The sequence below is a fragment of the Sphingobium sp. genome, assembly GCF_049304695.1.
GTDB lineage: Bacteria > Pseudomonadota > Alphaproteobacteria > Sphingomonadales > Sphingomonadaceae > Sphingobium.
The window spans coordinates 1-23,664 of sequence record NZ_JBAQOK010000100.1 but is presented as its reverse complement, the minus strand read 5'-3'; the positions used below and the strand labels follow the sequence as shown (position 1 = coordinate 23,664).

The 23,664-nt window shown below is 62.8% G+C and carries 23 protein-coding genes; 14 read left to right on the top strand and 9 right to left on the bottom strand.

Annotated features, from left to right (window positions below; genetic code table 11):
- Position 1 precedes the first annotated feature (1 nt).
- The 3 genes from ligK to WA070_RS20745 all read left to right on the top strand — a co-directional run bounded on the left by ligK (position 2) and on the right by WA070_RS20745 (position 2,725).
- A complete protein-coding gene (ligK, locus tag WA070_RS20755; protein WP_422635804.1) occupies positions 2-676 on the top strand; it encodes a 4-carboxy-4-hydroxy-2-oxoadipate aldolase/oxaloacetate decarboxylase in 675 nt (224 codons plus the stop codon).
- 100 nt (positions 677-776) lie between these two features.
- Complete coding sequence (locus tag WA070_RS20750) at positions 777-1,838, top strand: 4-oxalomesaconate tautomerase (protein WP_422635803.1); 1,062 nt, start codon at positions 777-779, stop codon at positions 1,836-1,838.
- Entirely contained in the window at positions 1,835-2,725 is an 891-nt protein-coding gene (locus tag WA070_RS20745; protein ID WP_422635802.1) for an amidohydrolase family protein, read from the top strand. The genes WA070_RS20750 and WA070_RS20745 overlap by 4 nt, the downstream gene beginning before the upstream one ends.
- A gap of 39 nt (positions 2,726-2,764) precedes the next feature.
- On the opposite strand, the gene WA070_RS20740 is transcribed toward WA070_RS20745, so the two are convergent.
- Positions 2,765-3,778: an aldo/keto reductase gene (locus WA070_RS20740; protein ID WP_422635801.1), complete on the bottom strand. Its 1,014-nt coding sequence runs from the start codon at positions 3,776-3,778 to the stop codon at positions 2,765-2,767.
- Between the two features lie 172 nt (positions 3,779-3,950).
- Here WA070_RS20740 and WA070_RS20735 point away from each other — a divergent pair, with 172 nt between their 5' ends.
- Positions 3,951-4,859, top strand: a complete 909-nt coding sequence (locus WA070_RS20735; protein ID WP_422635800.1) for a dienelactone hydrolase family protein — start codon at positions 3,951-3,953, stop codon at positions 4,857-4,859.
- Between the two features lie 183 nt (positions 4,860-5,042).
- Positions 5,043-6,062: a hypothetical protein gene (locus WA070_RS20730; protein ID WP_422635799.1), complete on the top strand. Its 1,020-nt coding sequence runs from the start codon at positions 5,043-5,045 to the stop codon at positions 6,060-6,062.
- Between the two features lie 439 nt (positions 6,063-6,501).
- Here the strand turns inward: WA070_RS20730 and WA070_RS20725 are convergent, their stop codons facing one another.
- From WA070_RS20725 to WA070_RS20705, 5 genes are all read right to left on the bottom strand, one after another.
- Complete coding sequence (locus WA070_RS20725; protein ID WP_422635906.1) at positions 6,502-7,692, bottom strand: replication initiator protein A; 1,191 nt, start codon at positions 7,690-7,692, stop codon at positions 6,502-6,504.
- 148 nt (positions 7,693-7,840) lie between these two features.
- The gene (locus tag WA070_RS20720) at positions 7,841-8,863 is read right to left on the bottom strand and encodes a ParB/RepB/Spo0J family partition protein (RefSeq protein WP_422635798.1); all 1,023 of its coding nucleotides are present in this window, start codon (positions 8,861-8,863) and stop codon (positions 7,841-7,843) included.
- Positions 8,860-10,050, bottom strand: coding sequence for an AAA family ATPase (locus tag WA070_RS20715; RefSeq protein WP_422635797.1), 1,191 nt, complete (start codon positions 10,048-10,050; stop codon positions 8,860-8,862). The genes WA070_RS20720 and WA070_RS20715 overlap by 4 nt, the downstream gene beginning before the upstream one ends.
- Positions 10,051-10,423: 373 nt before the next feature.
- Entirely contained in the window at positions 10,424-11,473 is a 1,050-nt protein-coding gene (locus WA070_RS20710; protein WP_422635796.1) for an oxidoreductase, read from the bottom strand.
- Positions 11,466-12,188: an arylesterase gene (locus tag WA070_RS20705; RefSeq protein ID WP_422635795.1), complete on the bottom strand. Its 723-nt coding sequence runs from the start codon at positions 12,186-12,188 to the stop codon at positions 11,466-11,468. The genes WA070_RS20710 and WA070_RS20705 overlap by 8 nt, the downstream gene beginning before the upstream one ends.
- On the opposite strand from WA070_RS20705, the gene WA070_RS20700 reads away from it, so the two are divergent.
- From WA070_RS20700 to WA070_RS20690, 3 genes are all read left to right on the top strand, one after another.
- Positions 12,187-12,888, top strand: a complete 702-nt coding sequence (locus WA070_RS20700; protein ID WP_422635794.1) for an ABC transporter ATP-binding protein — start codon at positions 12,187-12,189, stop codon at positions 12,886-12,888. The genes WA070_RS20705 and WA070_RS20700 overlap by 2 nt on opposite strands.
- Positions 12,885-15,410, top strand: a complete 2,526-nt coding sequence (locus WA070_RS20695; protein ID WP_422635793.1) for an ABC transporter permease — start codon at positions 12,885-12,887, stop codon at positions 15,408-15,410. The genes WA070_RS20700 and WA070_RS20695 overlap by 4 nt, the downstream gene beginning before the upstream one ends.
- Positions 15,411-15,525: 115 nt before the next feature.
- Positions 15,526-16,251: a cupin domain-containing protein gene (locus WA070_RS20690; protein ID WP_422635792.1), complete on the top strand. Its 726-nt coding sequence runs from the start codon at positions 15,526-15,528 to the stop codon at positions 16,249-16,251.
- A gap of 25 nt (positions 16,252-16,276) precedes the next feature.
- Here WA070_RS20690 and copD read toward each other — a convergent pair whose 3' ends face one another.
- Together copD and copC are read right to left on the bottom strand one after the other, a co-directional pair.
- Positions 16,277-17,140 (bottom strand): copper homeostasis membrane protein CopD, encoded by an 864-nt coding sequence (copD, locus tag WA070_RS20685; protein ID WP_422635791.1) that lies wholly within the window; start codon positions 17,138-17,140, stop codon positions 16,277-16,279.
- A 5-nt stretch (positions 17,141-17,145) separates the two neighbouring features.
- On the bottom strand, positions 17,146-17,526 hold the full coding sequence (copC, locus tag WA070_RS20680; RefSeq protein ID WP_422635790.1) for a copper homeostasis periplasmic binding protein CopC: 381 nt from the start codon (positions 17,524-17,526) through the stop codon (positions 17,146-17,148).
- 149 nt (positions 17,527-17,675) lie between these two features.
- Between copC and WA070_RS20675 the strand changes: the two genes are divergently transcribed.
- The 6 genes from WA070_RS20675 to WA070_RS20650 all read left to right on the top strand — a co-directional run bounded on the left by WA070_RS20675 (position 17,676) and on the right by WA070_RS20650 (position 22,441).
- Positions 17,676-17,936 (top strand): hypothetical protein, encoded by a 261-nt coding sequence (locus tag WA070_RS20675; protein ID WP_422635789.1) that lies wholly within the window; start codon positions 17,676-17,678, stop codon positions 17,934-17,936.
- The gene (locus WA070_RS20670) at positions 17,933-18,370 is read left to right on the top strand and encodes a periplasmic heavy metal sensor (RefSeq protein ID WP_422635788.1); all 438 of its coding nucleotides are present in this window, start codon (positions 17,933-17,935) and stop codon (positions 18,368-18,370) included. The genes WA070_RS20675 and WA070_RS20670 overlap by 4 nt, the downstream gene beginning before the upstream one ends.
- Positions 18,367-18,930, top strand: coding sequence for an RNA polymerase sigma factor (locus WA070_RS20665; protein WP_422635787.1), 564 nt, complete (start codon positions 18,367-18,369; stop codon positions 18,928-18,930). The genes WA070_RS20670 and WA070_RS20665 overlap by 4 nt, the downstream gene beginning before the upstream one ends.
- 25 nt (positions 18,931-18,955) lie before the next feature.
- Entirely contained in the window at positions 18,956-20,695 is a 1,740-nt protein-coding gene (locus WA070_RS20660) for a copper resistance system multicopper oxidase (RefSeq protein WP_422635786.1), read from the top strand.
- Entirely contained in the window at positions 20,695-21,612 is a 918-nt protein-coding gene (locus WA070_RS20655) for a copper resistance protein B (protein ID WP_422635905.1), read from the top strand. The genes WA070_RS20660 and WA070_RS20655 overlap by 1 nt, the downstream gene beginning before the upstream one ends.
- 325 nt (positions 21,613-21,937) lie before the next feature.
- Positions 21,938-22,441 carry a copper resistance protein B gene (locus WA070_RS20650; protein ID WP_422635785.1) on the top strand — a complete coding sequence of 168 codons (504 nt, stop codon included), beginning with the start codon at positions 21,938-21,940 and terminating at the stop codon, positions 22,439-22,441.
- Between the two features lie 3 nt (positions 22,442-22,444).
- Here the strand turns inward: WA070_RS20650 and WA070_RS20645 are convergent, their stop codons facing one another.
- A complete protein-coding gene (locus WA070_RS20645) occupies positions 22,445-23,593 on the bottom strand; it encodes a M20 aminoacylase family protein (RefSeq protein ID WP_422635784.1) in 1,149 nt (382 codons plus the stop codon).
- Positions 23,594-23,664 lie beyond the last annotated feature (71 nt).

Genomic DNA, 23,664 nt, shown 5'->3' with positions numbered 1-23,664 from the left:
CATGTCCGGCATCGTCGTCCAGAATATCGAACGGGCGGACTTGTCCGTCGTCGATGGCCTCGCCCAATGCGGCGTCGCCACCGTGCATGAAGCGCAGGGGCGCACCGGCCTGCTGGCATCCTATATGCGCCCCATTTATGCGGGCGCGCGCATCGCGGGCAATGCCGTCACCATATCTGCCGCGCCGGGCGATAACTGGATGATCCATGTCGCGATCGAACAGTTGCAGGAAGGCGATGTGCTGCTGCTGGCCCCCACCAGCCCCTGCACCGACGGTTATTTCGGCGATCTGCTGGCCACATCGGCGCAGGCGCGTAAATGTCGCGGGCTTATCATCGACGCAGGCGTGCGCGACGTGCGCGACCTGACGCAGATGAACTTTCCGGTATGGTCGAAGGCCGTCCATGCGCAGGGTACGGTCAAGAACACCATCGGTTCGGTCAACATCCCCGTGATCTGCGCCAACGCGCTGGTCAATCCGGGCGACGTGGTGATCGCCGACGATGACGGCGTGTGCATCGTGCCGCGCGCGGATGCCGCTGCCGTGCTGGCAAAAGCGCAGGCGCGCGAGGCGGCCGAAGAAGCCAAGCGGGTGCGTCTGGCGGCGGGCGAGCTGGGGCTGGACATCTATAATATGCGGCCGCGTCTGGAAGAGATGGGGCTGAAATATATTTGATGGTCCATCATCAACGACCGTTCGTTTCGAGCGAAGTCGAGAAACGCATGAACTACCCTAACCGCTTCTCGACTTCGCTCGAAGCGAACGGAGGTTTCCAATGACAGCCTATACCCAATCGCCCGTCATGTGGATGCGCGGCGGCACGTCGAAGGGGGGCTATTTCCTTGCCGAAGACCTGCCGTCGGACACGGCCGCGCGCGACGCATTTTTGCTGCGGGTCATGGGGTCGCCCGATCCGCGCCAGATCGACGGGATGGGCGGCGCGGACCCGCTGACGAGCAAGGTCGCGGTGGTCAGAAAGTCGGAGCGCGAGGGCGTGGATGTCGACTATCTGTTCCTGCAGGTGTTCGTGGATCAGGCCATCGTCAGCGATGCGCAGAATTGCGGCAATATTCTGGCCGGGATCGGCCCATTCGCGCTCGAGCGCGGGCTGGTGACGGCAACGGGCGACGAAACGCGCGTGGCCATCTTCATGGAAAATACCGGTCAGATCGCCATCGCGTCGGTCCAGACGGCGGGTGGCATCGTTCGCTATGACGGGGACGCGAAGATCGACGGCGTGCCGGGCAGCGCCGCGCCCATTCCGTTGGAATTTCGCGATACTGCGGGGTCTTCCTGCGGCGCGCTGCTGCCCACGGGCAACGCCTTTGACGAAGTGGAGGGGGTGCGCGTCACACTGATCGACAATGGCATGCCCTGCGTCGTGATGAAGGCGAGCGACGTTGGCGTCACCGGTTATGAGGATCGCGATACGCTGGACAAGGATATGGCGTTGAAGGCGCGGATCGAAGCCATTCGTCTGGCCGTGGGCGAGCGCATGAACCTGGGTGATGTGCGCGAAAAGTCGGTGCCAAAGATGATGCTGGTCGCCCCACCCCGCGACGGCGGCGCGGTGACGGTGCGCAGTTTCATCCCGCATCGCGCCCATGCGTCGATCGGCGTGCTGGGCGCGGTCAGCGTCGCCACTGCCTGTCTGGTCGATGGATCGCCCGCAGCCGAAGTCGCGTCGATCCCCGATGGCGCGCGCAAGACGCTGTCCGTCGAACATCCCACCGGGGAAACGACCTGCGTCATGGAACTGGACGAGAGCGGCGCGGTCGTCAGCGCCGCGATGCTGCGCACGGCGCGCAAGTTGATGGATGGAGTGATTTTCGCATGAGTGACGTTGGCAACCCGCGCATCACAAGCTGGCACGGCAATCCGTCCAAGCCACGCTACACCCCGCCAGCAGGCGCGATCGATGCGCATTGCCATGTGTTTGGGCCGATGGCGGATTTTCCGTTCAGCGCGAAGGCGAAATATCTTCCGGAGGATGCTGGGCCGGAAAAGCTGTTCGCGCTGCGCGATCATCTGGGCTTTGCACGCAACGTCATCGTGCAGGCCAGTTGCCATGGCACCGACAATGCCGCCACGCTGGACGCCATCGCCAAATCGCAGGGCAAGGCGCGCGGCGTCGCGGTGGTCGATCCGGCGATTTCGGATGCGGACCTCGCCGCGCTGCATGAAGGCGGGATGCGCGGTATCCGCTTCAATTTCCTGAAACGTCTGGTCGATGATGCGCCCAAAGACAAGTTTCTGGACGTGGCGAAACGGTTGCCCGCCGGATGGCATGTCGTCATCTATTTCGAAGCGGATATTCTCGACGAGTTGCGCCCGTTCATGGATGCGATTCCCGTGCCGCTGGTGATTGACCATATGGGCCGCCCGGATGTGACACAGGGACCGGACGGCGCGGATATGAAGGCATTTCGCGCCTTCCTCGACAGCCGGGACGACATCTGGTTCAAGGCGACCTGCCCCGACCGCCTGGATCCGACAGGCGATCCCTGGAACGCCTTTGCCGATACGGTTGCGCCCTTGGTAGCCGATTATCAGGATCGCGTGCTGTGGGGCACTGACTGGCCACATCCCAATATGCAGGATGCGATCCCCGATGACGGCCATCTGGTCGACATGATCCCCCGCATTGCGCCGACCGCCGAGCTGCAACGCAAATTGCTGATCGACAATCCGATGCGGCTTTACTGGCCCGAAGAAGCGGGCTGACGAGCGGGCGGACGGTGAAGGCCGCCCGCCCCTCTTGCTTCATTCCAGCGGTTCGCCGTCCCAGGTTTCCGTATCGATCTGCGCTTGCGCGGCCTTGCTATAACGCGGGCCGGATACGGCTCCAAAGGCGAAGAGCGCATCGACCTTTGCAAAGGTCGCATCGGTGAAGTCGAGCGACAGGGTCGCCATATTCTCATCGAGATGCGCGATGCTGGTCGTGCCGGGAATGGCCGTGACAAAAGGCCGCCGTGACAGCACCCAGGCAAGGCTGAGTTGCGCCATGGTGCAGCCTGCATCCTGCGCGATGGCGCGGAATTGGGCAGCCAGGCCAAGATTATGGTCGAGATGCGGATTGTGGAAGCGGGGCATGCCCGAACGCACATCCTCCCTGTCCACGCCCTGCGGCCCTACCCCGCCCGCCAGCACCCCGCGCGCGACGGGAGAGAAGGCGACGAAGCCGACGCCCAGGTCGCCGCAGGCGTCGAGCACCGCGACTTCCGCATTGCGGCTCCAGGGTGAATATTCGGTCTGCATCGCGGCGATCGGATGCACGGCATGGGCGCGGCGCAGCGTCGCGGCGGACATTTCCGACAGGCCGATCGCGCCGATCTTGCCCGCCTCCACTGCGCGGGAGAGCGCACCGACCGAATCTTCGATCGGGACTTTGGGGTCGAGGCGGTGGAGATAATAAAGGTCGATATGATCGACCTTGAGCCGGCGCAGCGAATCTTCCAGCGTTGCGGTGATCGCCTCTGGTGAGCCGTCGATGCCGCGCTGGCCGTTCTGGCCGCCCAGCACGCATTTGCTGGCCAGCACGAACGCATCGCGCCGGTCCATGATCGTGCGGCCCAGCAACTCCTCATTCGCGCCAAAGCCGTAGAGCGCGGCGGTGTCGAAGAAATCGACGCCCTGATCGAGCGCATGGCGCAACAGCCGTTCGGCCTGGTCCGGCGTTGGGCGCGGCAGATAGGCGTGGCTCAAGTTCATGCAGCCAAGGCCGATTGGCGACACGGTGAAGGGGCCGATGGTGCGGGGTGACAGCTTTGCAGTCATGGGCGAGCGGTGATCCTTGATTGGTCCTTGGATGCGCCTTCCCTAACGCCCCGTGCGCATCGACGCCAGTCGCAGCCCCCTGCCCCATCCATCATCCCGTCGATTATGGTGGCGTTGACGGTGAAGCGGCCGATAGATTGTCCACATCGATATTTTTGGAAGGGACGAGCCGATGACGAATGAGAAGGAAATCGACGCGCAGCAGAGCGTGACCCATCCCCGCGCTGTGCTCGAACTGTTCGACGCCTATGTCCATGGCGCGATCGACCGGCGCGGGTTCGTCAGCCAGTGCGCGTTGCTGGTAGGCGGGACGGTGGCTGCTACGGCAACGCTGGCCGCGCTCAGCCCCGATTTCGCGCGCGGGCAGGTCATCAAGCCGGAAGACAAGCGGATCACGATCAGCCATGTCGATATCGCTTCCCCCGCTGGCAACGGCACGATCCGCGCCTATGTCGCCCGCCCCGCTGGCAAGACCAGCGCCAGGCTGCCGATCATCATCGTCGCGCATGAAAATCGCGGGCTGAACCCGCATATCGAGGATATTGCCCGACGTCTGGCCGTGGCGGGCTATATGGCGGTGGCGCCTGATGCGCTGACAACGTTGGGCGGCTATCCCGGTGACGAGGACAAGGCACGGGCCGCTTTCGCCACGCTGGATCGCAACAGGATCGGTGAGGATTTCGTCGCGGCGACCAACCATGCGCGCACGATGGCGGGCGGGAATGGCAAGATCGCGACCGTGGGTTTCTGTTTTGGCGGATGGATCGCCAATATGCTGGCGACCCGCGTGCCGGACCTGCGTGCGGCGGTGCCTTTCTATGGCAGCCCGCCAATGCTGGCCGATGTGCCAAAGATCAAGGCGGAACTGCTGATCCATTATGGCGGCAACGACACGCGAACCAATGCGGCATGGCCCGATTATGAAGCGGCGTTGAAGAAGGCTGGGACGCGCTACAAAGCCTATATTTACGAAGGCGCGGAGCATGGGTTCAACAACGACACCACTCCGCGTTTCAACAAGCCTGCCGCAGATCTGGCGTGGGCGCGAACGATGGCGCTGTTTCGGCGGACGCTGGTGTAAAAAGGGTTCGAGAATGAGAATGCGGCGGGGCGATAACGACGGCCTGCCGCACCATTTGCCTTGAAGACGAGAAATATATATAAGCTGGCTTTCTATATTATATTTATCATTGAATTATAGCGGCTATATCTATGATATTAGACGGTCTTTCGAGTTTAAAGATAATTTTCATATTGGCCCGTTATGACCCCTGATTTTGCGCTGATTGCTGCTTATGCCGATGCGCAGTCAGGGCTTGTGCAATTGTCGGAGCGGGCGCGGCTCAGCCCGATACGCCAGCCCTGGTTAAAGCGAATGGCGATTGTCGAGCGGCAGGCTCTGGCCAGACTGGACGGCACCAGCATCGATGATGCGGACATCAGGATCGATGGTCGGGGAACGATTATCCCGTCCCCATTCGACCTGACACGCTGGAGCCATGCGCTGAGCGAGCGCATTACGCTCGACGCCTTGTTGAACGACAGCGCGGCGCTGCTGGCGTGGCTTGGCATAGATTTGGATATGCCTGACGAAGGCGTCCTGACGCGTCCGCATCGCCCAAGGCCAGACATCATCGCTGCGATCGGCGCGTGGCGGCAGGCAGTGACAGCAGCCCCCCCTGCCCCGCCGCTGCTGCACAGCGCGCTGTTGACACATTCGTGGCTCCAGATTGCGCCTATAGGCGAGGGCGACCGGGTGGCAGCTATGCTGATCGGGGGGCGCTGGGGACCCGGACGCTGGCATGTTCCTACAGGTGGGCTGGTCGCGCTGGGCTTCGAACATCGCAAAGCAGCCTGGAAAGGTGCCGGGCAGGAGGCCTTTTCCCGCCTGTGGCTGGATGCCATCATCGCAGGCGCACGCAGCCATCTGGATTTGGAAATGCGGCTGCGGGCCTATGCCGGAAGAGCAGCGCACAGGATTGCGGAACGGCGTCGGCCGGGTCGTTTGAAGGATGTCATCATGCTGGCGATGATCCATCCGCGATTGACGAGCAATAGGGTGGCAAAGATGTTGAGCCTGACATCGGCAGGCGCCATCAAGCTGCTCACGATCGCAGTGGAGGAAGGCCTGTTGATCGAACAGTCAGGCCAGGCCAGCTACCGCAGTTATGCGATTCCCGTCGCCATGACCCGCGCAGGCCACGATATCGGCATGGCTGGCACCGATGATCCCAATTTTTGGTGCGACGACGCGCAAATTTCGGGTCCGAAATTGGCTTCCTGAGCGCCATTTCAGCCCTGCGCCATACTAATCATCGTCGGCGAGCCTATGCGCGTGAGAAGCCCGCTATGAGGCCCTGATGCGATTTCGTGGTTTGTTCCATTTTTGAAAGCACGTCGCGATCGAGCAGGGGACCGCAGTGACTCTAAAAGCGCGAGGGCAGGGCGCTCACAAAGATGTCAGCCATTTGCGGAAAACATGTCGGCAACGTGTTTTCAGAATCACGTAGTTTTCGGGTCGTTGATCCGGCGATATAGCGGCTCGGGCGTTGGAACGAGCCATATCCCGATCCGACGCCCCCAAAACATTGATGTTTGAAAGCGAGGTCGATCCGTCACGTCCGGCGCGCAACCAAGAACGTCGGATAAAACGCTAAGGTAAGACTGATTCTGAAAACACGTTCGCAGGGCGTTATAGGTGAGCTGCAATATGTGGGAGCGGCCTACAGCCGATATTTATTCCGACGGTGATGCTCTTTAACGAAGCCATAGAAGCGTTTGGAATAGTTACGCGGCAGTTCGCTTGGGTTGGAGCCAAGGAAGGCATCAAAGCGGCGGATGAGTTCGTCATAATCCCATCCCGGAAAATCCGAACGGATCGATGCATAGACGTCGGCGTCCAGAACCGCTGCCGCTGTAACGCGCCGGACGGACCGTTCTCGCAGGGGAGGCGGGTTTGAGGAAGCCGCCATCGATGGCGCGCCCGCTCGCATTGATCTGGACAGGCCAGATATCATGTTCAATGCGATCGCCGGATCGATCATATCGTCCGGTGCGGATGGGGACGCGGGGGAGGGGAGGGGAGTGCGACGTGGCTTTGCCCCCTCAACCAGATGACGGCGCATAACCATCTTCATCTTTGGGCGCGGTCCGTCGCGGTCCAGAACCTGGAGGCTGATGTCCGGCAGATCATTGGCACGCGCAAGGTCGAGCAGCTTGCGCTTGAAGACAGGATAGAGGCTTTCGCTGCCGCTCTTCTGATGCAGCGTTTCGAACCCGATCGTGAAGCCTTCCGCGCCATTGCCACCGGCATGTTTACGCGATGCCCGATACAGCCATTTGCCAAGGCCGCTGGTGATTTCGAAATAAAGCGGTGAAATCGATAACACGTTGCGCTTGTCCATTACCCCGTCGAAGAACCATTTCGACAAAGTGATTTCCATACCCAACGACCGTTGAGTGCGTTCATCGACCAGATGGGTATAGCTGTCTATCCAGGAGAAGGTCGTCTCGCGGGTTTTGGAACTGGCGCGGATATTGGTCTTGATGGTGGTGGCCTGCAGCCGGTCAAGCGCGCTGACTAGTCGCTCATAGGCGCGACCGCTCGTGCCCCAGCATATCCGCTTTAGCAGATCGCCCGGTTGCAGGCGGATGACCGTGGACAGGTCATTCTCCCCGCGCTCGCGCAACTCATTTAGATGAGAGGCGAGATAGATCATGATGTCGGCGTCCCAGATCGTTGCCATCCCATAGGCCGGGTTGGGGGAGACATGGACGCTGACGGACTTGTCAGGACTGACATAGTCTATGGGTTTGATGCGCTTGCGCTTCGAGAGGCTGAAGAAGGGGCGCTGCATCGTTTCCTGATAGTCACGCAGGGAGATGTCGCTGAAATCAGGCAGGGTGAAGAACATCTCGAACTGGACTTTACGCTCTTTCAGCGTCGCCTTGAGTTCGCCCTCAGTCTCCACCTAATCATCCCATCCTTGCATTCCCTCCGAGGGGAAAATCAGTATAAGCGTATGAAATATAACGATAATTACGCTATTTTCAGCTTTTCAATCATCGTCGCGCACGCATGATCCGCGCCTGTTCGATGATTGGGCGCAAGGCTTCGAGGATTGCATCGGTCGACAGATCCGATGGGACCAGGGAAAGCGTCAGCATCTTTTGCTGATCCTTGTCCACCTGCCCTAGCGAGGCGCCACTGGATGCGGCAATCCGGGTTTTCTGAACACGACCTTTGACGGTGGTCGCCTTGATCATCCGCGCCATGACCTCGGCGCCGCTGATCGGCTGTTCGTCACCTGACCGGCGAAAACTTTGTTCCGATGCGATTTCGTCGGCAACAGCTTCCAGCTTTGCGCGCGCGGCGGGATCACGCAGCAGGGGCAGCAGCTTTTCGGCATATTTCGCCTGCATATCCATCGGCGAATGAAAAGCGCTGACGAGCAGGGGCGGAATTTCGGTGAGGGCGATATAGCGGGAGAGTTGCGATTTGGAGATTTTAAGCCGCTCGGCCATCCGTAACTGCACGCCGCCATAGAAGCGGTCCACCGCGGCCTTATAATTCGCGCCGCGCTCAAGATCGGAGATATCCTCGCGCTCGCGATTTTCGATGTCTGCGAGACGAAAGGCCGCTTCGTCATCCAGGTCTTCGATGATCGCGACGAGTTCGATGTCGGGGTAATGATTGGCGTTGAGCCAGGCAATCGCCCAGTGACGGCGCGTGCCGGTCACCAGTTCGTAGGGGAGTTCGCCCTGTGGTGTTCGCCGTACGACTGCGGGGATACGATTGCCGCCCTCAGCGAGAATGGAATCGATCAGACTGCGCAGGCGATATTCGTCGAGCAAAGTATAGTCGCGCGCATTGCCAGGCCAGACCGAACATTCCGCAGGCTTCAAACGGATGGTGGGTCGCTTGACGATACGCGCGGCCTCACCAAAAGCCTCCAGTCGCTTGTTGGTGTAATTGGTGCGCGGGGGGGCAGGCGTGGCCTGCTCGTCCAAGGGAAGGGGCGGAGCGGGGGCCGGTTCGTTCTGAACCGCCGCCAGCGCTTCGCTGATCAGGGAGCGCCGGCTCATGCTGCAGCACTCACACTGATGTCCGCGGTCAGACTGGTGGAGGGCCATTGCTGGCGGATCTGTTGTTCGACCTCCGCGAACACAGCGTCCAGATTGTCGCGGCAGCGCGTATAGGTCTGGTGAGAAGCCGAGGGCTTGGATTCATAGATGGATCGGAACGCCTGCGTGGCGTTCTTGATCTCTTCAGACGCAAGGATGGGCTGGCCCAGCAATAGCCCGGCATAGGTGGCCTGCATGATGCGCCACATGTCATTCTCGCCTGGTTTGCTGGGCGAGAAAGCCGAACACACGACGCGGATGAAGCCATATTGGACAGGCGTGCCATTCTGTTCGAGAATCTCGATATTGTCGGCGATCGTATCCATGAAATGAATGGTGGAGAGATAGTCGAGCTGGCGCGCGGGCACGGGAATGAGCAGGCCGGTCGCCGCAGCCATGACGTTGAGGCCCAGAAAGCCCATGGCTGGCGGGGGATCAAGCAGGATGACGTCGAAATCCTTGGTCACGCTGGCGATACCGATGCGCAATGCCTGCAGACTTTCGCGCACGGCTTGCCCGCCTTCGCGCAGGGTGGAGGTCAAGTCCCATTCCGCGTCCTGAAGGCCAAGGCTGGACGGTACGATCTTGACCGTCGGCCATGGGGTGTCGCGGATAGTCAGGGCAAAATCGCTGAACGTGCTGCGCGGAGAGAGAAAGGCGCCGAGCGTTTGTTCGTCGTCGATCAGCGTTTCGGGCTGGATGTCGAACATTGTCGTGGTCGATGCCTGTGGGTCGCAATCGATCACCAGCACGCGATAGCCATGCAAGGCGAGATAATCCGCCAGATGCTTGGTGATCGTGCTTTTGCCGACGCCGCCCTTGAAATTCTGGACAGCCAGAACGACGGCGTCCTCGTCGGGCTGCTTGCCGACATGGATGCCCAAAGCCTCGCGGATCTTGGTCAAATCCTCAAGATTATAGTAGCGGCGGCCATTGGGAAGTTGCTTGGGCTGCGCCAGCCTGCCCTTGGCTTCCGCCTTGGCAAGCGCTTCAGGCGTACGACCGATCAGTTGAGCCGCGACGGTCGGGCCAAAGCTGATGTCCAGTCGCTTGTGATCGTCGGGCCGGAAGACGATCGCCTTGATATGATCGCGCATTTGCTGACACGCGGTCGTGACGTTACGCAATGTGTTGACGGTAAACGACATGACGCCCCCATGGCCGAATCAGATGCTGTTTTCAAAGTTGGTGTTTAATGCGCTTATTTTTGCATTAAAGTCAAACCATGCCGCCTTACCGCTGCTGATAGCCTTCTGAACGCCCCGTTGGAAGGAGGACTATAACCGGGTGATGGGAGCAGCCTGTTTCTCGTCTGCCCTGCCCCTAGCGGCGCTTAGTGATTTTATTCCATGGATTAGGATTGTTAGGGCGGCGTTTGCCTGAGCGAACGCACGCGAAATCACCGATTCGGAGCATCAGGGCCAAAAGTGATCACACGATCAAATCGGTGCGAAAACACGATCGGAGCGGTTTGAAACCACGTTGAACACAGAGTGATAACACGATGGATTGCAGCGCCGATCAGTCCCCCATCATATCGATATATCGCCCCTTTTGACTGGATGTCATGGCTGCATCGATCACCGCCTGCACGGCCAAGGCATCATTGATCGGGACGGGGAGGGCGGTGCCGGAACGGATGGTGCTTGCGAGTTGGCGGTAGAAACGGTCCTGGCATCCCGCAAGGGCTGGACACTCCCGCATCGCGCCATTGCCGTCGAATAGTCGGACGGGATCGGGGTCATGGCCCCAGCCTGCGTCACCGGGGCGCAGGCCAGCGATCAGTTGCGCTTCCTGCAGGTCGAGCGCCTGTTTGATGAGGCTGCCCCCGGTGCCGTGGACGGCAAAGCGGGGGCTTCCCCCGGCTGTGCCGTCAGGGGCATTCAGGCTGGCGTGCAATATGACGCGCAGATCGGGGTAGCGCAGGATGACATGCGCCCAGTCGTCGGATGCCGACCCGGCGCGCAATCCGGCTATATCCGCGCTCACGCCCAAAGGGGTTCCGAACAGGGCGATCGCCTGATCGACCAGATGGGGGCCAAGATCGAACCACACGCCCGACCCAGCCGACCCGTCTTCGCGCCAGCGGTCGCGGATTTCCGGGCGGAAACGGTCGAAGTGCGATTCGAAATGTGTGACGCGGCCTATCGCGCCGTTGGCGATATGATGCGCGATGCTGAGATAGTCGCTGTCGAAGCGACGGTTGTGGAAGACGGCAAGATGGCGGCCGTGCGCTTTGGCCAGCGTGGCAAGGCTGCGTGCATCTGCAAGTGTCAGGGCAAAGGGCTTGTCCACCACGACATGCTTGCCTGCTTGCAAGGCCTGCGCGGCGAGGGGGGCATGCGTTGCGCTGGGCGTGGCGATGACGACCAGATCGATGGTGGGGTCGGCGAATATGTCCTGTGGGTCGGCTACACAGCCAATTGCCGGATCAAGCGCGGCCACTTCGTCATGTCGGCTGGTGGCGATCGCGACCAGATCGAGGTCCGGCACTGCGCGAACCAGCGGCGCATGAAAGACGCGACCGGCCATGCCATAGCCGATCAGCCCGACACGGAGACGATCACTCATCCAGCCGTGCCTCGACCAGCGGCGCGATCCGCGCGGCAATGATCGCCACACCCTTATCATTGGGATGGATGCCGTCGGGTAACTGTAAGGCGCGATTGCCGATCACCCCGTCCAGCATGAACGGATAAAGCGTTGCGTCATATTTTCTGGCGAGGTCGGGATAGATGGCGTTAAACGCGCTGGCATAGTCCGGCCCCATATTGGGTGATGCCATCATGCCCGTCAGCAGGACGGGAATGCCGCGCTTCTTCAGTTCGGTCAGGATCGCATCAAGATTGGCGCGTGTCTCCTTGGGTGCCAGGCCGCGCAGCATGTCGTTGCCGCCAAGGCCCACGAGCATGAGGTCGGGCTTGCGCGGCAATCCGTCCAGCGTGAAGGCCAGCCGGGCAAGCCCCGCCGCCGTCGTGTCGCCGGACACTCCGGCATTGACGACCTGCGCCTTGAGGCCTTGTGCATTGAGCAGTTGTTCCAGCACTGGGGCGAGCCCCTTGCCCTGGTCCAGATTATAACCGGCATAGAGGCTGTCGCCGAATGCGACGATCAGCTTTCCGTCCGTAACCGGCGTCGTCGCGGCGCTGGCTTTGGTCGCCTGCGCGCCATTGTCTGCGGGGGGCGGGGCGGTGCCTTGCCCCGAACAGGCGACGACCAGTTGGACAATCAGCGTCAACGCCCCATATTGCTTCCACTTGCCCGCCAAGGAGCGCTCCTTTTTCATGCATCGACCCATAGATAACGCCACTATCGCGATCCGCGCGCGCGATGTCACGCTTTCGCTCGGAACGCGCGAGGCGCCCGTGCAGATCCTCAAAGGGGTGGACCTGTCCATCGCGCGGGGCGAAAGCATCGCCATATTGGGCGCTTCGGGATCGGGCAAATCATCGCTGATGGCGGTGTTGTGCGGGCTGGAGCGCGCGAGTAGCGGTACGGTCAGCGTGGGCGGCGTCGATTTCGGGGCGCTGGACGAGGATGCGCTGGCGCGCGCGCGGCGGGGGCGGATCGGCATCGTGCTGCAAAGTTTCCACCTGCTGCCAACCATGACGGCGTTGGAAAATGTCGCCGTGCCGCTGGAGCTGGCGGGCGAGGCGGATGCGTTCGACCGGGCGGCGGAGGAATTGCGCGCGGTCGGGCTGGGCCACCGGATCGACCATTATCCCACCCAGTTGTCGGGCGGAGAGCAGCAACGGGTCGCCATCGCCCGCGCAGTCGCGCCGCGCCCGACGATATTGTTCGCTGACGAACCCACCGGCAATCTGGACGCGACCACCGGCGTTACCATCATGGACCTGTTGTTCGACCGCCAGCAGGCGGCGGGGGCGACATTGGTCGTCATTACCCATGATCCGGTGCTGGCCGACCGATGCGGGCGTATCGTTGAAATGCGCGACGGCCAAATCATATCGGATCGCGCGGCATGAACGATCTGGGCTGGGCGCAAAGCTGGCGCATCGCCCGGCGTGACCTGCATGCCGGTTTCCGGGGATTGCGGTTGCTGTTCCTGTGCCTGTTTCTGGGCGTGGCGACATTGGCGGCGATCGGCAGCCTGACGGCTGCGATCACGAAGGAATTGAGCCGCCGGGGACAAGCGCTGCTGGGCGGTGACATCGAAATCGCGATGACGCAGCGGGAAGCGCGTTTTGGGGACAAGGAAGCATTTCGCCTGCTCGGCACGCTGAGTGAAACCATCCGGCTGCGTGCGATGGCGCAGCGGATTGGCGGAACCGGGGCAGGGGATGCGCCGCCCGCCGTGCTGACCGAACTCAAGGGCGTCGATACGCTCTATCCGCTTTATGGCGCGCTGACGCTGCGGGAGGGCGTTTATCGCCCGCTCGATCCGAACCAGATCGTGATTGGCGACGCGCTGGCGCAAAGGCTGGGCGTGGGTCGCGGCGACAGGTTGCGCTATGGCACGGCCAGCTTCATCGTAACGGGCATCGTCGCCGATGAACCCGATCGTCTGGGGGAAGGCTTTACCCTGGGACCAGTCGCGATCGTGTCGCTCGACGGGCTGCGCCGCACCGGGCTGATCCAGCCGGGCAGCCTTTATTCCAGCAAATATCGCATACGCCTTGCCCCGCAATATGATGCGGCCACCGTCGTCAAGGATATGGATAAGGCGCATGATGCCGATGGCTGGACATTCAAGGATCGCGATCATGCCGCGCCGGGCGCGAACCGCTTCATAGAGCGGATGGGGCAATTTCTCTCGCTCATTGGCCTCGCCGCGCTGGTGATTGCGGGGATCGGCGTCAGTAATGGCGTCGCTTCCTACCTTGCTGCCAAGCGCGGCGGCATCGCTACGTTGAAGGTACTGGGCGCGACATCCGCCGACATTGGTCGCATCTATCGGATGCAGGTGGGTGCGGTTGCGCTGCTGGGCATCGTCGCGGGGCTGATCGTCGGGGCGCTGTTGCCCTCGCTGATCGTCACGCTGGCAGGCGACGTGCTGCCGGTCAGTCCCGGTTTTCGGCTCTATCCCCTGCCGCTGCTGACCAGTGCGGCCTATGGCCTGCTGATCGCCTTTCTCTTCACCTTTCCGCCGCTGGGCAGGGCGCGGACGCAGCCTGCCGCCGCCATCTTTCGCGGGGTAGTGGAAACGCGCGGCGGTATCGACCGGCGCAGTCTGGCGGCGATGGGCGGGGCAGGGGCGCTGTTGATCGCGCTCGCATTGTTCACGGCGCGCGAACCGCTGTTTTCGGCTGCCGTGTTGGGCGCGACAGCGGGCGTGCTGCTGCTCCTGCTGGGTCTTGGCTGGGCGGTTGCGCGTCTGGCGCGCCTTGCGCCACGCCCACGCCGTCCATTGTTGCGGCTGGCCGTTGCCAATCTGCACCGCCCCGGTGCGCAGACGGCGGCGCTGATCGTCGCATTGGGGCTGGCGCTCACGCTGTTCGTGACGCTGGCGGGCATCCAGACCAGCCTGAACAGCGAAATCCGCAACGTCGTGCCGGAAAAGGCGCCCAACCAGTTCGTGCTGGATATTCCATCGGGCGCGGTCGACCGGTTCCGTCAGGTCGTGCGTGGTCAGGCACCCGAAGCGCAGCTCAATATCGTGCCGTCGCTGCGCGGGACGATCGTTGCTTATGGCAGCCAGCGCGTCGCGGACCTGAAGACTTTGCCCGAAGGGGCATGGTTTTTGCGCGGCGAACGCGGCGTGACCTATAGCGACGTCCTGCCGCAGGGCAGCGATCTGGTCGCGGGGCGATGGTGGCCGCGCGATTATGCCGGGCCACCGCTCGTCTCGCTGGATGAGGCGGCAGCCAAGGTCATGAGCATCGGCGTCGGTGACAGCCTGACCGTCAGCATATTGGGGCGGGAAATCACCGCGCGCGTCGCGTCGCTGCGCAAGGTCAATTGGGACACGATGGGCTTCAACTATGTGCTGGTCTTTTCGCCCCGCACGCTGGTGAGCGCACCCCATAGCATGACCGCGACCATCACGATGGACAAGGGCCATGACAGCGCCATGACTCGCGCGCTGCTGGCGGCCTTTCCCGGCGTGTCGGTGATCTCGGTGGGCGATGTGATCGATCAGGTCGGGCAGATCATGACGCAGATGTCGTCGGCCATCGTCGTCGCCGCGTCGGTCGCGATTCTGGCTGGGGTCGCCGTGCTGGTCGGCGCGATCGCGGCGTCGCGTCAGGCGCGCAGCTATGACAGCGTGATCCTGAAAACGCTGGGTGCGACCCGGTGGCAGGTGCTGGGCGGGCAGGCAATCGAATATGGTTTGCTGGCTGCGATGCTGGCGCTGGTGGCGCTGGGTCTTGGCACCGGTGCGGCGTGGTTCGTCATCGTGCAGGTGTTTGAATTTAGCTGGTCGCCTGACTGGCTGATCGTTCTTGCCACGCTGGGCGGCGGTGCATTGCTGACGCTGGGCATCGGGCTGGCCGGATCGATCCCGATCATGTCGGTGCGTCCAGCGGCTGCCCTGCGGCAGTTATAGCGGTCGGTCGCATGGCAAACGGCATGGTGCGCGGCGTGTCCGTGCAGGCACGGCGCATTTTGCTGCGGGGTCGGGTTACCATGACCGCTTAGCCTATTCGACAAGGAAGCCCGCCATGACCAGCATCGACGCGCCAACGCGCACCCGTTCCTTCATCGACCTGCGCGCGTGGGTCGCCGATGCGACCGCCGCCGATGCGAGCGGCGACGCATTCCTGTCGGCACGCGCATCGCTGCCGCTGGCTGGCGGACCGATCACCGTCGGGCTGATCGCGCTGCCCGCTGGCACAGGCCGGGTCGATGCTATGCCCGCCGACGAGTTCGTCATCGTGGAATCGGGCGCCGTGGAGATAGAGCAGGATGGCCGGGTCATCGCGATGACCGAAGGCGACAGCATAGTGCTGCGCGGCGGCGCGGCTTTTGGCTGGACGGCGTCGTCCGAAAGCCGTCTGATCTACATGCGCCGCACCGGCGGGTCGGCTGGTGACGGCACGATCATCCCGATCGACATCCACGCTCCGCTCGCGCCATCGGGTGCGCCGCTGGCTGAACTGCTGGTCGGGCCGACGCCGTCGTGCCGGAACTTCACCGACTATAAGTCGGAGGATGGCGAATATATGGCCGGCACTTGGGACTCCACGCCCTATCATCGCCGTCCCATGACCTATGGTCATTATGAACTGATGTACCTGCTCGACGGCAGCGTGACCTTCGTCGATGGCGATGGTGCGGAAGGGACGTTCAGCAGGGGCGACATATTTCTGGTGGAGCAGGGCGCTTCGTGCAGCTGGGACAGCCAGGTCGACGTGAAGAAAATCTACGCCATTTACCGCCCGGTCTGAACATGGCTACGCGGCCCGCTGGCTTTCAGGTCAGCGGGTCGAGCGTACCGATGACGGACACCAGCCCCAATATCGCCAGCGCCGCCGCCGTTTCGACCGCCAGCGACAGGCGCAGATGGGCGATGGCCGTGGGGTCGTTACCCTTTGTCCGTTCGAGCGCCGGGGTCAGCCGCCAGCGATTGACGGCGGCAAGGGCCAGCATTACGCCAAACAACGCCAGCTTGGCCGCCAGCAGCCAGCCATAGCGGCTGCCGGTCAGCGCGGGCAGGTCCGTCCATCCCACGATCATCGCCCCGTTGACCAGCCCGCTGACGATCAGCGTTGCGACGAAGATCGTTCCAAACGTGGCAAAGCGCGCCAGCATGTGCGTAACCCGTGGCACATCAGGATTGCGCGCCATGACGGCGTAACAAAGCGCCGCGAGCGCGCCGATCCACCCCGCCGCAGCCCAGATATGGGCGACATCGGCGGCGCGGTGGATCGTGCCCGCCATTTCTTCGGTCGCCCCGGCATGGCCGGTCCATGCCAGGGTTGCGGCGGCAATGGCGGCGGGGATCAGTGCGACCCGATGGCTCCCCGGTAACGGTAATGCCGCCAGAACGATGACCAGCGCCAAGATCCGCACCGCCAGCACGGAGCCGATCGGCGTCATGGTCAGCAATATCTGCATGCTCGCCCAGTCGGGTGGCAGCAGCGGTGTGCCCGTCATCATCGCCGTGCTGGCCAGCAGCCACAGCGCCGACAGCGCGATGCCGCCCAGCGCCAGCGCCGCCAGCACGAAACCCCGTCCCGCCATGCCCATGGACCACCAGAACAGGGGCAGTCCCATGAGCAGGGCAAGATCGGTCATCAGGCCAAATCGCGCCAGATCAAGCAGGAACGGGGCCATGATGTTTATTTGACGGTGAAGCTGTATCCGCCTTCCATCTTATGCTGGTCCGCGCCCACGACATGATACTTCAGGTCATAGGTGCCGGCTGGCAGTGCGCGGGGCAGGGTGACGATCATCGTCTTGCCATCGGCCGCTACGCTGGTCTTGAAACCCTTGATCGGCATCGGCGCATGGTCGGCCATGCCCGGCATCCCGGTCATCGTCAGTTCCACGCCGCTCATGGGGGCCAGGAATTTTTCCGAAAAGCCCAGGGACAGTTTCGTGGGCTTGGTGACGGTGGCGTTGGCCGCCGGGTTGGACGACAGCAGCTTGGTATGGGCAAGAGCGACGCCGGGCATGACGGTCATGGCCAGCGCGGCGGCGGCGAATAGGAAACGGGACATCGGGTTTCTCCTTTGAGTGATCGTTACCGTCGTTACGCGGGGGCTTGCCCGACCCCTCACCATCGCGGCATATTTTTTATGACGATGCTCTGGCATGAGGGATGCGCTTGCCAATCGCGTATGTGGCGATGAGGATGGAGACTATGGACATGACCGATCTGGACCCTTTGCTGGCGCGACTGGCGGCGATGCCGACCGATGCGCGGCTGGACACACTAGACGCGGCGGTGATGCGCGGCGTTGGCGAGCGCCGGGACCGGACGGCCGCGCGACGCAGCCTGATGCTGGCGGGCATCGTCGCCATCGGCATAGGCTGGGCAGGCAGTATCGTGCCGGGCACCCCGGCGGAGGCCGCGCCCATGCCGCTGGGCATGTCGCAATATGCGCCATCGCGCCTGCTTGGCCAATGACGGTCAGACGCTATGCGCTCGTTGCGCTGGTCGCCTTTGCCGCAGCACTGGCGGCGGTGCTGGTGGGGCGCGTCTGGCTCGCCCCTGAACCGCGCGTCGAGAGCGAAGTCCATGCGCTGTTGCACCAGCGGTTGACGCTCGACGCGGATCAGGACCGGCGCATCCATGCGCTCGAAACCGCCTTTGCGGCCCGGCGGACCGCGCTGGAATCCGAAATGCGGGCCGATAATGAACGGCTCGCCGCTGCGATCGCCGCCGAACATGGCTATGGCCCGCAAGTCGCGCAGGCCGTGGACCGGACCCATCATGTGATGGGCACGCTGCAAAAGGAGACGTTGCAGCACATCTTTGCGATGCGGGCGGTGCTGCGCCCGGATCAGGCGCGGCAGTTCGACGCGGCGGTGGTCAAGGCGCTGACCGACCCCGCCCGGTGACATCCCTCGCACCCGATCTGGACGACCGGGAACTGACCGTGCTGGCGCTGGCCGGGCGGCAGGCGGCCTATGGCGCGCTGATGCGGCGGCATCGCGATACGGTCTGGCGGCTGGCGCGGGGGCATGTCAGCGATGCGGACGAAGCGCTGGACATCACGCAGGAAACTTTCGTGTCCGCCTTTGCCGCGCTGGCCCGTTATGACGGCGCCCGCCCGTTTCGCGTGTGGATCGCCAGAATCGCGCTCAACAAATGCCGTGACTGGGGACGGCGGCGGACGGTGCGGCGCTTCTTTGCCTTTGCCCGGCCGATCGACGACGCGCTGTCGATCGCCGATATTGGCGCAACCCCGGAAGAGGCGTTGCAGTCGCAGGGGGAACTGGCGCGTATTCATGCCGCCATCGCCATGCTGCCCATGACGCTGCGCCAGGTGCTGCTGCTCCGCACGATCGAGGGGATGAGCCAGGCGGAAACCGCGCAGGTGCTGGGCGTCAGCGAAAAGGCGGTCGAAACCCGGCTGTATCGCGCACGCCGGAAATTATCGGACATGCTTGAGGGATGATGCCGTCCACCGCGTATGATGGGGCATGACGCTTTTTTCCCTTGATCGCCGCACCCTGTTCAAAAGCGCCGCCGCGCTTGGCCTGGCCAACGCTTTCCCCGCATGGGCGCAGAGCGGGTCGCACGGGCTGATGCCCTCGCCCGGTGTGCTGTCGGGGGAGAGTATCGCGCTGACCGTGGGAGAGAGCCATTTCTCCACTGGAGGGCGATCGGCCCATGCCATCACGATCAACGGCACGTTGCCCGCCCCGCTCATTCGGCTGAAGGAAGGGCAGAATGTCCGTCTGTCCGTCACCAATCGACTGAAAGAGGATACGTCGATCCACTGGCACGGACTGATCCTGCCGTTCCAGATGGACGGCGTGCCGGGCATCAGCTTTCCGGGCATCCGCCCCGGCGAGACGTTCGATTATCAGTTTCCGATCCGCCAGTCCGGCACTTACTGGTATCACAGCCATTCGGGGATGCAGGAGGCGATGGGGCATTATGGTCCCATCGTCATCGACCCAGCAGGCGTCGATCCGGTGCAGGCGACGCGCGAGCATGTCATCGTCCTGTCCGACTGGTCGCCGGTCCATCCCCATGTGCTGATGAAGCGCCTGAAGCAGATGGGCGGATATTATAATATGCAAAAGCAGACGCTGGCCGGTCTGCTGAAGGGCAAGGACCAGCCGCTCAAGGACCGGATGGACTGGGGCAAGATGCGGATGGACCCCACCGATATTTCGGACGTCACCGGATCGACATACAGCTATCTGGTCAACGGCCATGGCACGGCGGAAAACTGGACGGGTCTGTTTACGCCGGGCGAGCGGGTGCGGCTGCGCATCATCAATGCGTCGGCGATGACCAATTTCAACGTGCGCTTGCCGGGCCTGCCCATGACGGTGGTCCAGTGCGATGGCCAGCATGTTCAGCCAGTCGAGACCGACGAGTTCCAGATCGGCATCGCCGAAACATACGACGTGATCGTCCAGCCGACCGATGCCGCCGCCTATGCCCTGATCGCCGAAGCCATCGACCGTTCCGGCCTCGTCCGTGCGACGCTGGCGCCGCAGGTCGGCATGGTCGCCGCTGTCCCGCCGCTGCGCGCACGCCCGCTGCTGACCATGAAGGACATGGGGATGGACATGGCGGGCATGGACATGGGGCAGGGCGGCGTGATTGACCTCAGCCAACCGGCCAATGAGAGCATGTCGGGACATAGCATGAAGATGCTCGACCCGTCTGTTGCGCCTAACGTGCCGATGGGGCCGGGGGTGGCGACGCTCTCGTCCATGCCTGCGGACCGCACGGCGGATCGGCCAACGGGGCTGGAGGATGTCGATCATCGCGTGCTGACCTATACAGATCTGCGGTCGCTCGAACCCAATGACGATGTGCGCGCGCCGACGCGATCGCTCGACATCCATCTGACCGCCAATATGGAACGTTATATGTGGTCGTTCGACGGGGTGAAGCTGTCGGACGGCGCGGACCCCATCGCATTCCGCCATATGGAGCGGGTGCGCGTAACGCTCATCAACGACACGATGATGCCGCACCCCATTCACATCCACGGCCATTTTTTCCAGCTTCTGACCGGCGACGATGCGGCCAATAATCCGCGCAAACATACGGTCAACGTTCTGCCGGGCGGCAAGGTCAGTTTTGACCTGACCGCCGATGCGATCGGCGACTGGGCGTTCCATTGTCATATGTTGATGCACATGCATGCCGGGATGATGCGCGTCGTCACCGTGCGCCATGCGGAGGACGCGGCATGATGCGTTCGATCGCTGCTGTTGCTGCGTTCTTGCTGGCGGGCACGTCCGTTCCCGCGCTGGCGCAGATGGACCACAGCCAGATGGACCATGGCACGTCGTCCACGCCCGAACCTGCACCTGACGCAACGGCCGTCGATGCCCATGCCGGACATGCCATGCCATCGGCGGACGATGGCGTGCCCAACGGCGTCGCGCCGCCGCTGCCCACCGACCATGCCGCCGAAGCGGTGTATAACCCCGCCGTCATGGCCCGCGCACGCGCAGCGATGACGCAGGAACATGGCGGCATGATCCTGTCGCAATGGATGCTCGACCGGCTGGAATATCGCGCGCAAAAGGGCGCGGACGGCTATGCGTGGGAAGGGGAAGGCTGGATCGGCGGCGACATCAACCGCTTTGCCGTCAAGACGGAAGGGGAGGGCGAAGTTGGCGGCCCGCTGGAAAAGGCCGAAGTGCAGGCGCTCTACAGCCGCGCCATCGACCCGTGGTTCAACGTCCATGCCGGCGTGCGGCAGGATTTCCGCCCCGACCCGCAACGCACCTATGCCGTCGTCGGGATCGAAGGACTGGCACCCTATTGGTTCGAGGTCGATGCCCAGGCATTCCTGTCTAACAAGGGCGACGCGCATCTGCGGGTGGAGGGCAGCTATGACCAGCGGATCACGCAGCGCCTGATCCTGCAACCGGCGGCCGAAGTAAACATTGCCGCGCAGGACGTGCCGGAACTGGGGATTGGTTCGGGCCTGTCCGACATCGAACTGGGCCTGCGATTGCGCTATGAAATCGCGCGCGAATTTGCGCCCTATGTCGGCGTAAACTGGGAACGCAAGCTGGGCGACACGGCCCGCTATGCCCGCATGGCCGGGGATAGCGCATCGGCGACCAGTGTGGTCATGGGTATCCGCTTCTGGTTCTGACCCGACGGCAAGAACTGCTGCAATTCAGCAATAATGTGGCATCAAAGCGACGGAGGCTGTGATCCTTCGCGTAATAGCGCCGCGTTGTACGGCTAATCTTGTAGCTGATACTAAAACGGATCAGGGTCGATGTCGCGTTACGCCTGTCTGGGCATATTTTCCGCATGGGCTGTCGTTGCGCCGACGGCGGCGCGCGCTGCCGATGCGCAACGCTGGGCATTGAGCGGCGGCTTCGACCTGATCGAACTGCGCAAGGACAGGGACGGGGACGCCGTTCTGCTGGACGGCACATTCTCCCTTGGCAATGCGACCGACCAACTGATGCTTGTCACGCAGGGTGGCGGCGCACTGGCGAACCCGATCGACGAAGTGCAGGGGCGTTTATGGGCGGACGGTGGGCAATGCCACGCTGCTGGCTGGCATACGCCAGGATATTTCGCCGCACAGCGACACATATGCGGTGATCGGCGTGCAGGGCAATGTCGGCACGCGCCTTGGCTGGGAAAGCTATGCCTTCGTGTCGAAGGAAGGGGATCTGACTGGTGAGGCGCAGGTCATCTATCAGCTGCCGATCACGTCCCGCCTCTATCTGGAACCGCGCGTCGGCCTTGGCTGGTCGGCGCAGGCAGTGGCGGCCGATGCGGTGCGATCAGGCTTTACGGCCGGGGAAGGGACGCTGCGCCTGCGTTACCGCCTGACCAAAAAAGCCAACATCTACACCGCGCTGGTCCATGAACGGCTGCTCGGCGGCACTCGCCGTCTCGTTCGCGATCAGGGTGATGCGGTGCAATCGACGGTGGTAGCCATCGGCTTCGGTTTCAGCCTGTGACGGTCAGAGCGACAAATGCCGTTCGACCAATGCCACATGCAGCCGGATGCCAAGGCCCAGCACATCGTCGTTGAAATCATAATGCGGGTTGTGCAGCGGCGCTGATCCTTCCGCCTTCGCCTGACCCAGCCAGATATAGGCACCCTGGCACGCCTGCAGCATGAAGGCGAAATCTTCCGACGTGAAGGCAGGGTCGGGGGCCAGTTGCGCGATGCCGACGGTCGCGGCGGCGTCCAATGCTTCCTGCGCGGCCTGCGCATCGTTGATCGTCGCGGGATAATAGCGCTGATAATCGACGGTCGCGGTCACGCCGCTGGCAATGCCGACGCCCGCCGCGATGTCGCGGATGGACTGTTCGATACGGTCCTGAACCTTTGGGTCGAATGTGCGCACGGTGCCACTGACCTTCACCATTGCAGGAATGACATTGTGCGTATGGCCGCCATGAATCTGCGTGATCGACAACACGGCTGACGAGGTTGCGGCGATCCGGCGCGATATGATGGCATTGAGTTGCGTGACGAGGCTGGCAGCGGCGAGGATGGCGTCGGGCGTATCCTGCGGAATGGCGGCATGGCCACCGCGCCCTTCCAGGCTGATCTCGAACTTGTCGGCCGCGCCCATGATCGGGCCGGGGCGCGTGGCGATGGTGCCTGCGGGCAGGTCTGGCCAATTGTGCAGGCCGAACACGCGATCGCAGGGGAAGCGATCAAACAGCCCCTCATCCACCATTTCGCGCGCGCCGCCATATCCTTCTTCGGCGGGCTGGAAGAAGAAATTGACCGTACCATCGAAATGGCGGCTGCGGGTCAGGTGCTGCGCTGCTCCCAGCAGCATGGCGACATGGCCATCATGCCCGCACCCGTGAAACGTGCCGGGCGTGCGGCTGGCATAGGGCAGGTTGGTCTGTTCCTCGATCGGCAGGGCATCCATGTCCGCGCGCAGCCCGATGCTGCGTTCCGACGTGCCGTTGCGCAGCACGCCAACGACGCCGGTCCGTCCGATGCCTTCATGCACTTCCAGCCCAAGCGCGCGCAGTTGCTCGGCGATGCGGCCCGCCGTGCGATGTTCGCAAAAGCCCAGTTCCGGATGCGCGTGGATGTCGCGGCGAAAGGCGATCAACGGTTCGAGCAGGTCGGATATGTCGGTCATGGCAGCACCCTAAACTATGGCAATAATCGATCCTCCCCTTGTAGGGGAGGTGGCAGGGCGTAGCCCTGACG

Excerpts from the sequence above, each read along its gene's own strand:
- copD (WP_422635791.1), bottom strand. The coding sequence starts at position 17,140 with ATGGCCCCGTTCCTGCTTGATCTGGCGCGATTTGGCCTGATGACCGAT.
- WA070_RS20730 (WP_422635799.1), top strand. The coding sequence starts at position 5,043 with ATGACCCCTGATTTTGCGCTGATTGCTGCTTATGCCGATGCGCAGTCA.
- WA070_RS20675 (WP_422635789.1), top strand. The coding sequence starts at position 17,676 with ATGACCGATCTGGACCCTTTGCTGGCGCGACTGGCGGCGATGCCGACC.
- WA070_RS20700 (WP_422635794.1), top strand. The coding sequence starts at position 12,187 with ATGCATCGACCCATAGATAACGCCACTATCGCGATCCGCGCGCGCGAT.
- WA070_RS20720 (WP_422635798.1), bottom strand. The coding sequence starts at position 8,863 with ATGAGCCGGCGCTCCCTGATCAGCGAAGCGCTGGCGGCGGTTCAGAAC.
- WA070_RS20745 (WP_422635802.1), top strand. The coding sequence starts at position 1,835 with ATGAGTGACGTTGGCAACCCGCGCATCACAAGCTGGCACGGCAATCCG.
- WA070_RS20660 (WP_422635786.1), top strand. The coding sequence starts at position 18,956 with ATGACGCTTTTTTCCCTTGATCGCCGCACCCTGTTCAAAAGCGCCGCC.
- WA070_RS20705 (WP_422635795.1), bottom strand. The coding sequence starts at position 12,188 with ATGAAAAAGGAGCGCTCCTTGGCGGGCAAGTGGAAGCAATATGGGGCG.
- WA070_RS20725 (WP_422635906.1), bottom strand. The coding sequence starts at position 7,692 with ATGTTCTTCACCCTGCCTGATTTCAGCGACATCTCCCTGCGTGACTAT.
- copC (WP_422635790.1), bottom strand. The coding sequence starts at position 17,526 with ATGTCCCGTTTCCTATTCGCCGCCGCCGCGCTGGCCATGACCGTCATG.
- WA070_RS20740 (WP_422635801.1), bottom strand. The coding sequence starts at position 3,778 with ATGACTGCAAAGCTGTCACCCCGCACCATCGGCCCCTTCACCGTGTCG.
- WA070_RS20695 (WP_422635793.1), top strand. The coding sequence starts at position 12,885 with ATGAACGATCTGGGCTGGGCGCAAAGCTGGCGCATCGCCCGGCGTGAC.
- WA070_RS20715 (WP_422635797.1), bottom strand. The coding sequence starts at position 10,050 with ATGTCGTTTACCGTCAACACATTGCGTAACGTCACGACCGCGTGTCAG.
- WA070_RS20735 (WP_422635800.1), top strand. The coding sequence starts at position 3,951 with ATGACGAATGAGAAGGAAATCGACGCGCAGCAGAGCGTGACCCATCCC.
- WA070_RS20750 (WP_422635803.1), top strand. The coding sequence starts at position 777 with ATGACAGCCTATACCCAATCGCCCGTCATGTGGATGCGCGGCGGCACG.
- ligK (WP_422635804.1), top strand. The coding sequence starts at position 2 with ATGTCCGGCATCGTCGTCCAGAATATCGAACGGGCGGACTTGTCCGTC.
- WA070_RS20670 (WP_422635788.1), top strand. The coding sequence starts at position 17,933 with ATGACGGTCAGACGCTATGCGCTCGTTGCGCTGGTCGCCTTTGCCGCA.
- WA070_RS20690 (WP_422635792.1), top strand. The coding sequence starts at position 15,526 with ATGACCAGCATCGACGCGCCAACGCGCACCCGTTCCTTCATCGACCTG.
- WA070_RS20645 (WP_422635784.1), bottom strand. The coding sequence starts at position 23,593 with ATGACCGACATATCCGACCTGCTCGAACCGTTGATCGCCTTTCGCCGC.
- WA070_RS20655 (WP_422635905.1), top strand. The coding sequence starts at position 20,695 with ATGCGTTCGATCGCTGCTGTTGCTGCGTTCTTGCTGGCGGGCACGTCC.
- WA070_RS20710 (WP_422635796.1), bottom strand. The coding sequence starts at position 11,473 with ATGAGTGATCGTCTCCGTGTCGGGCTGATCGGCTATGGCATGGCCGGT.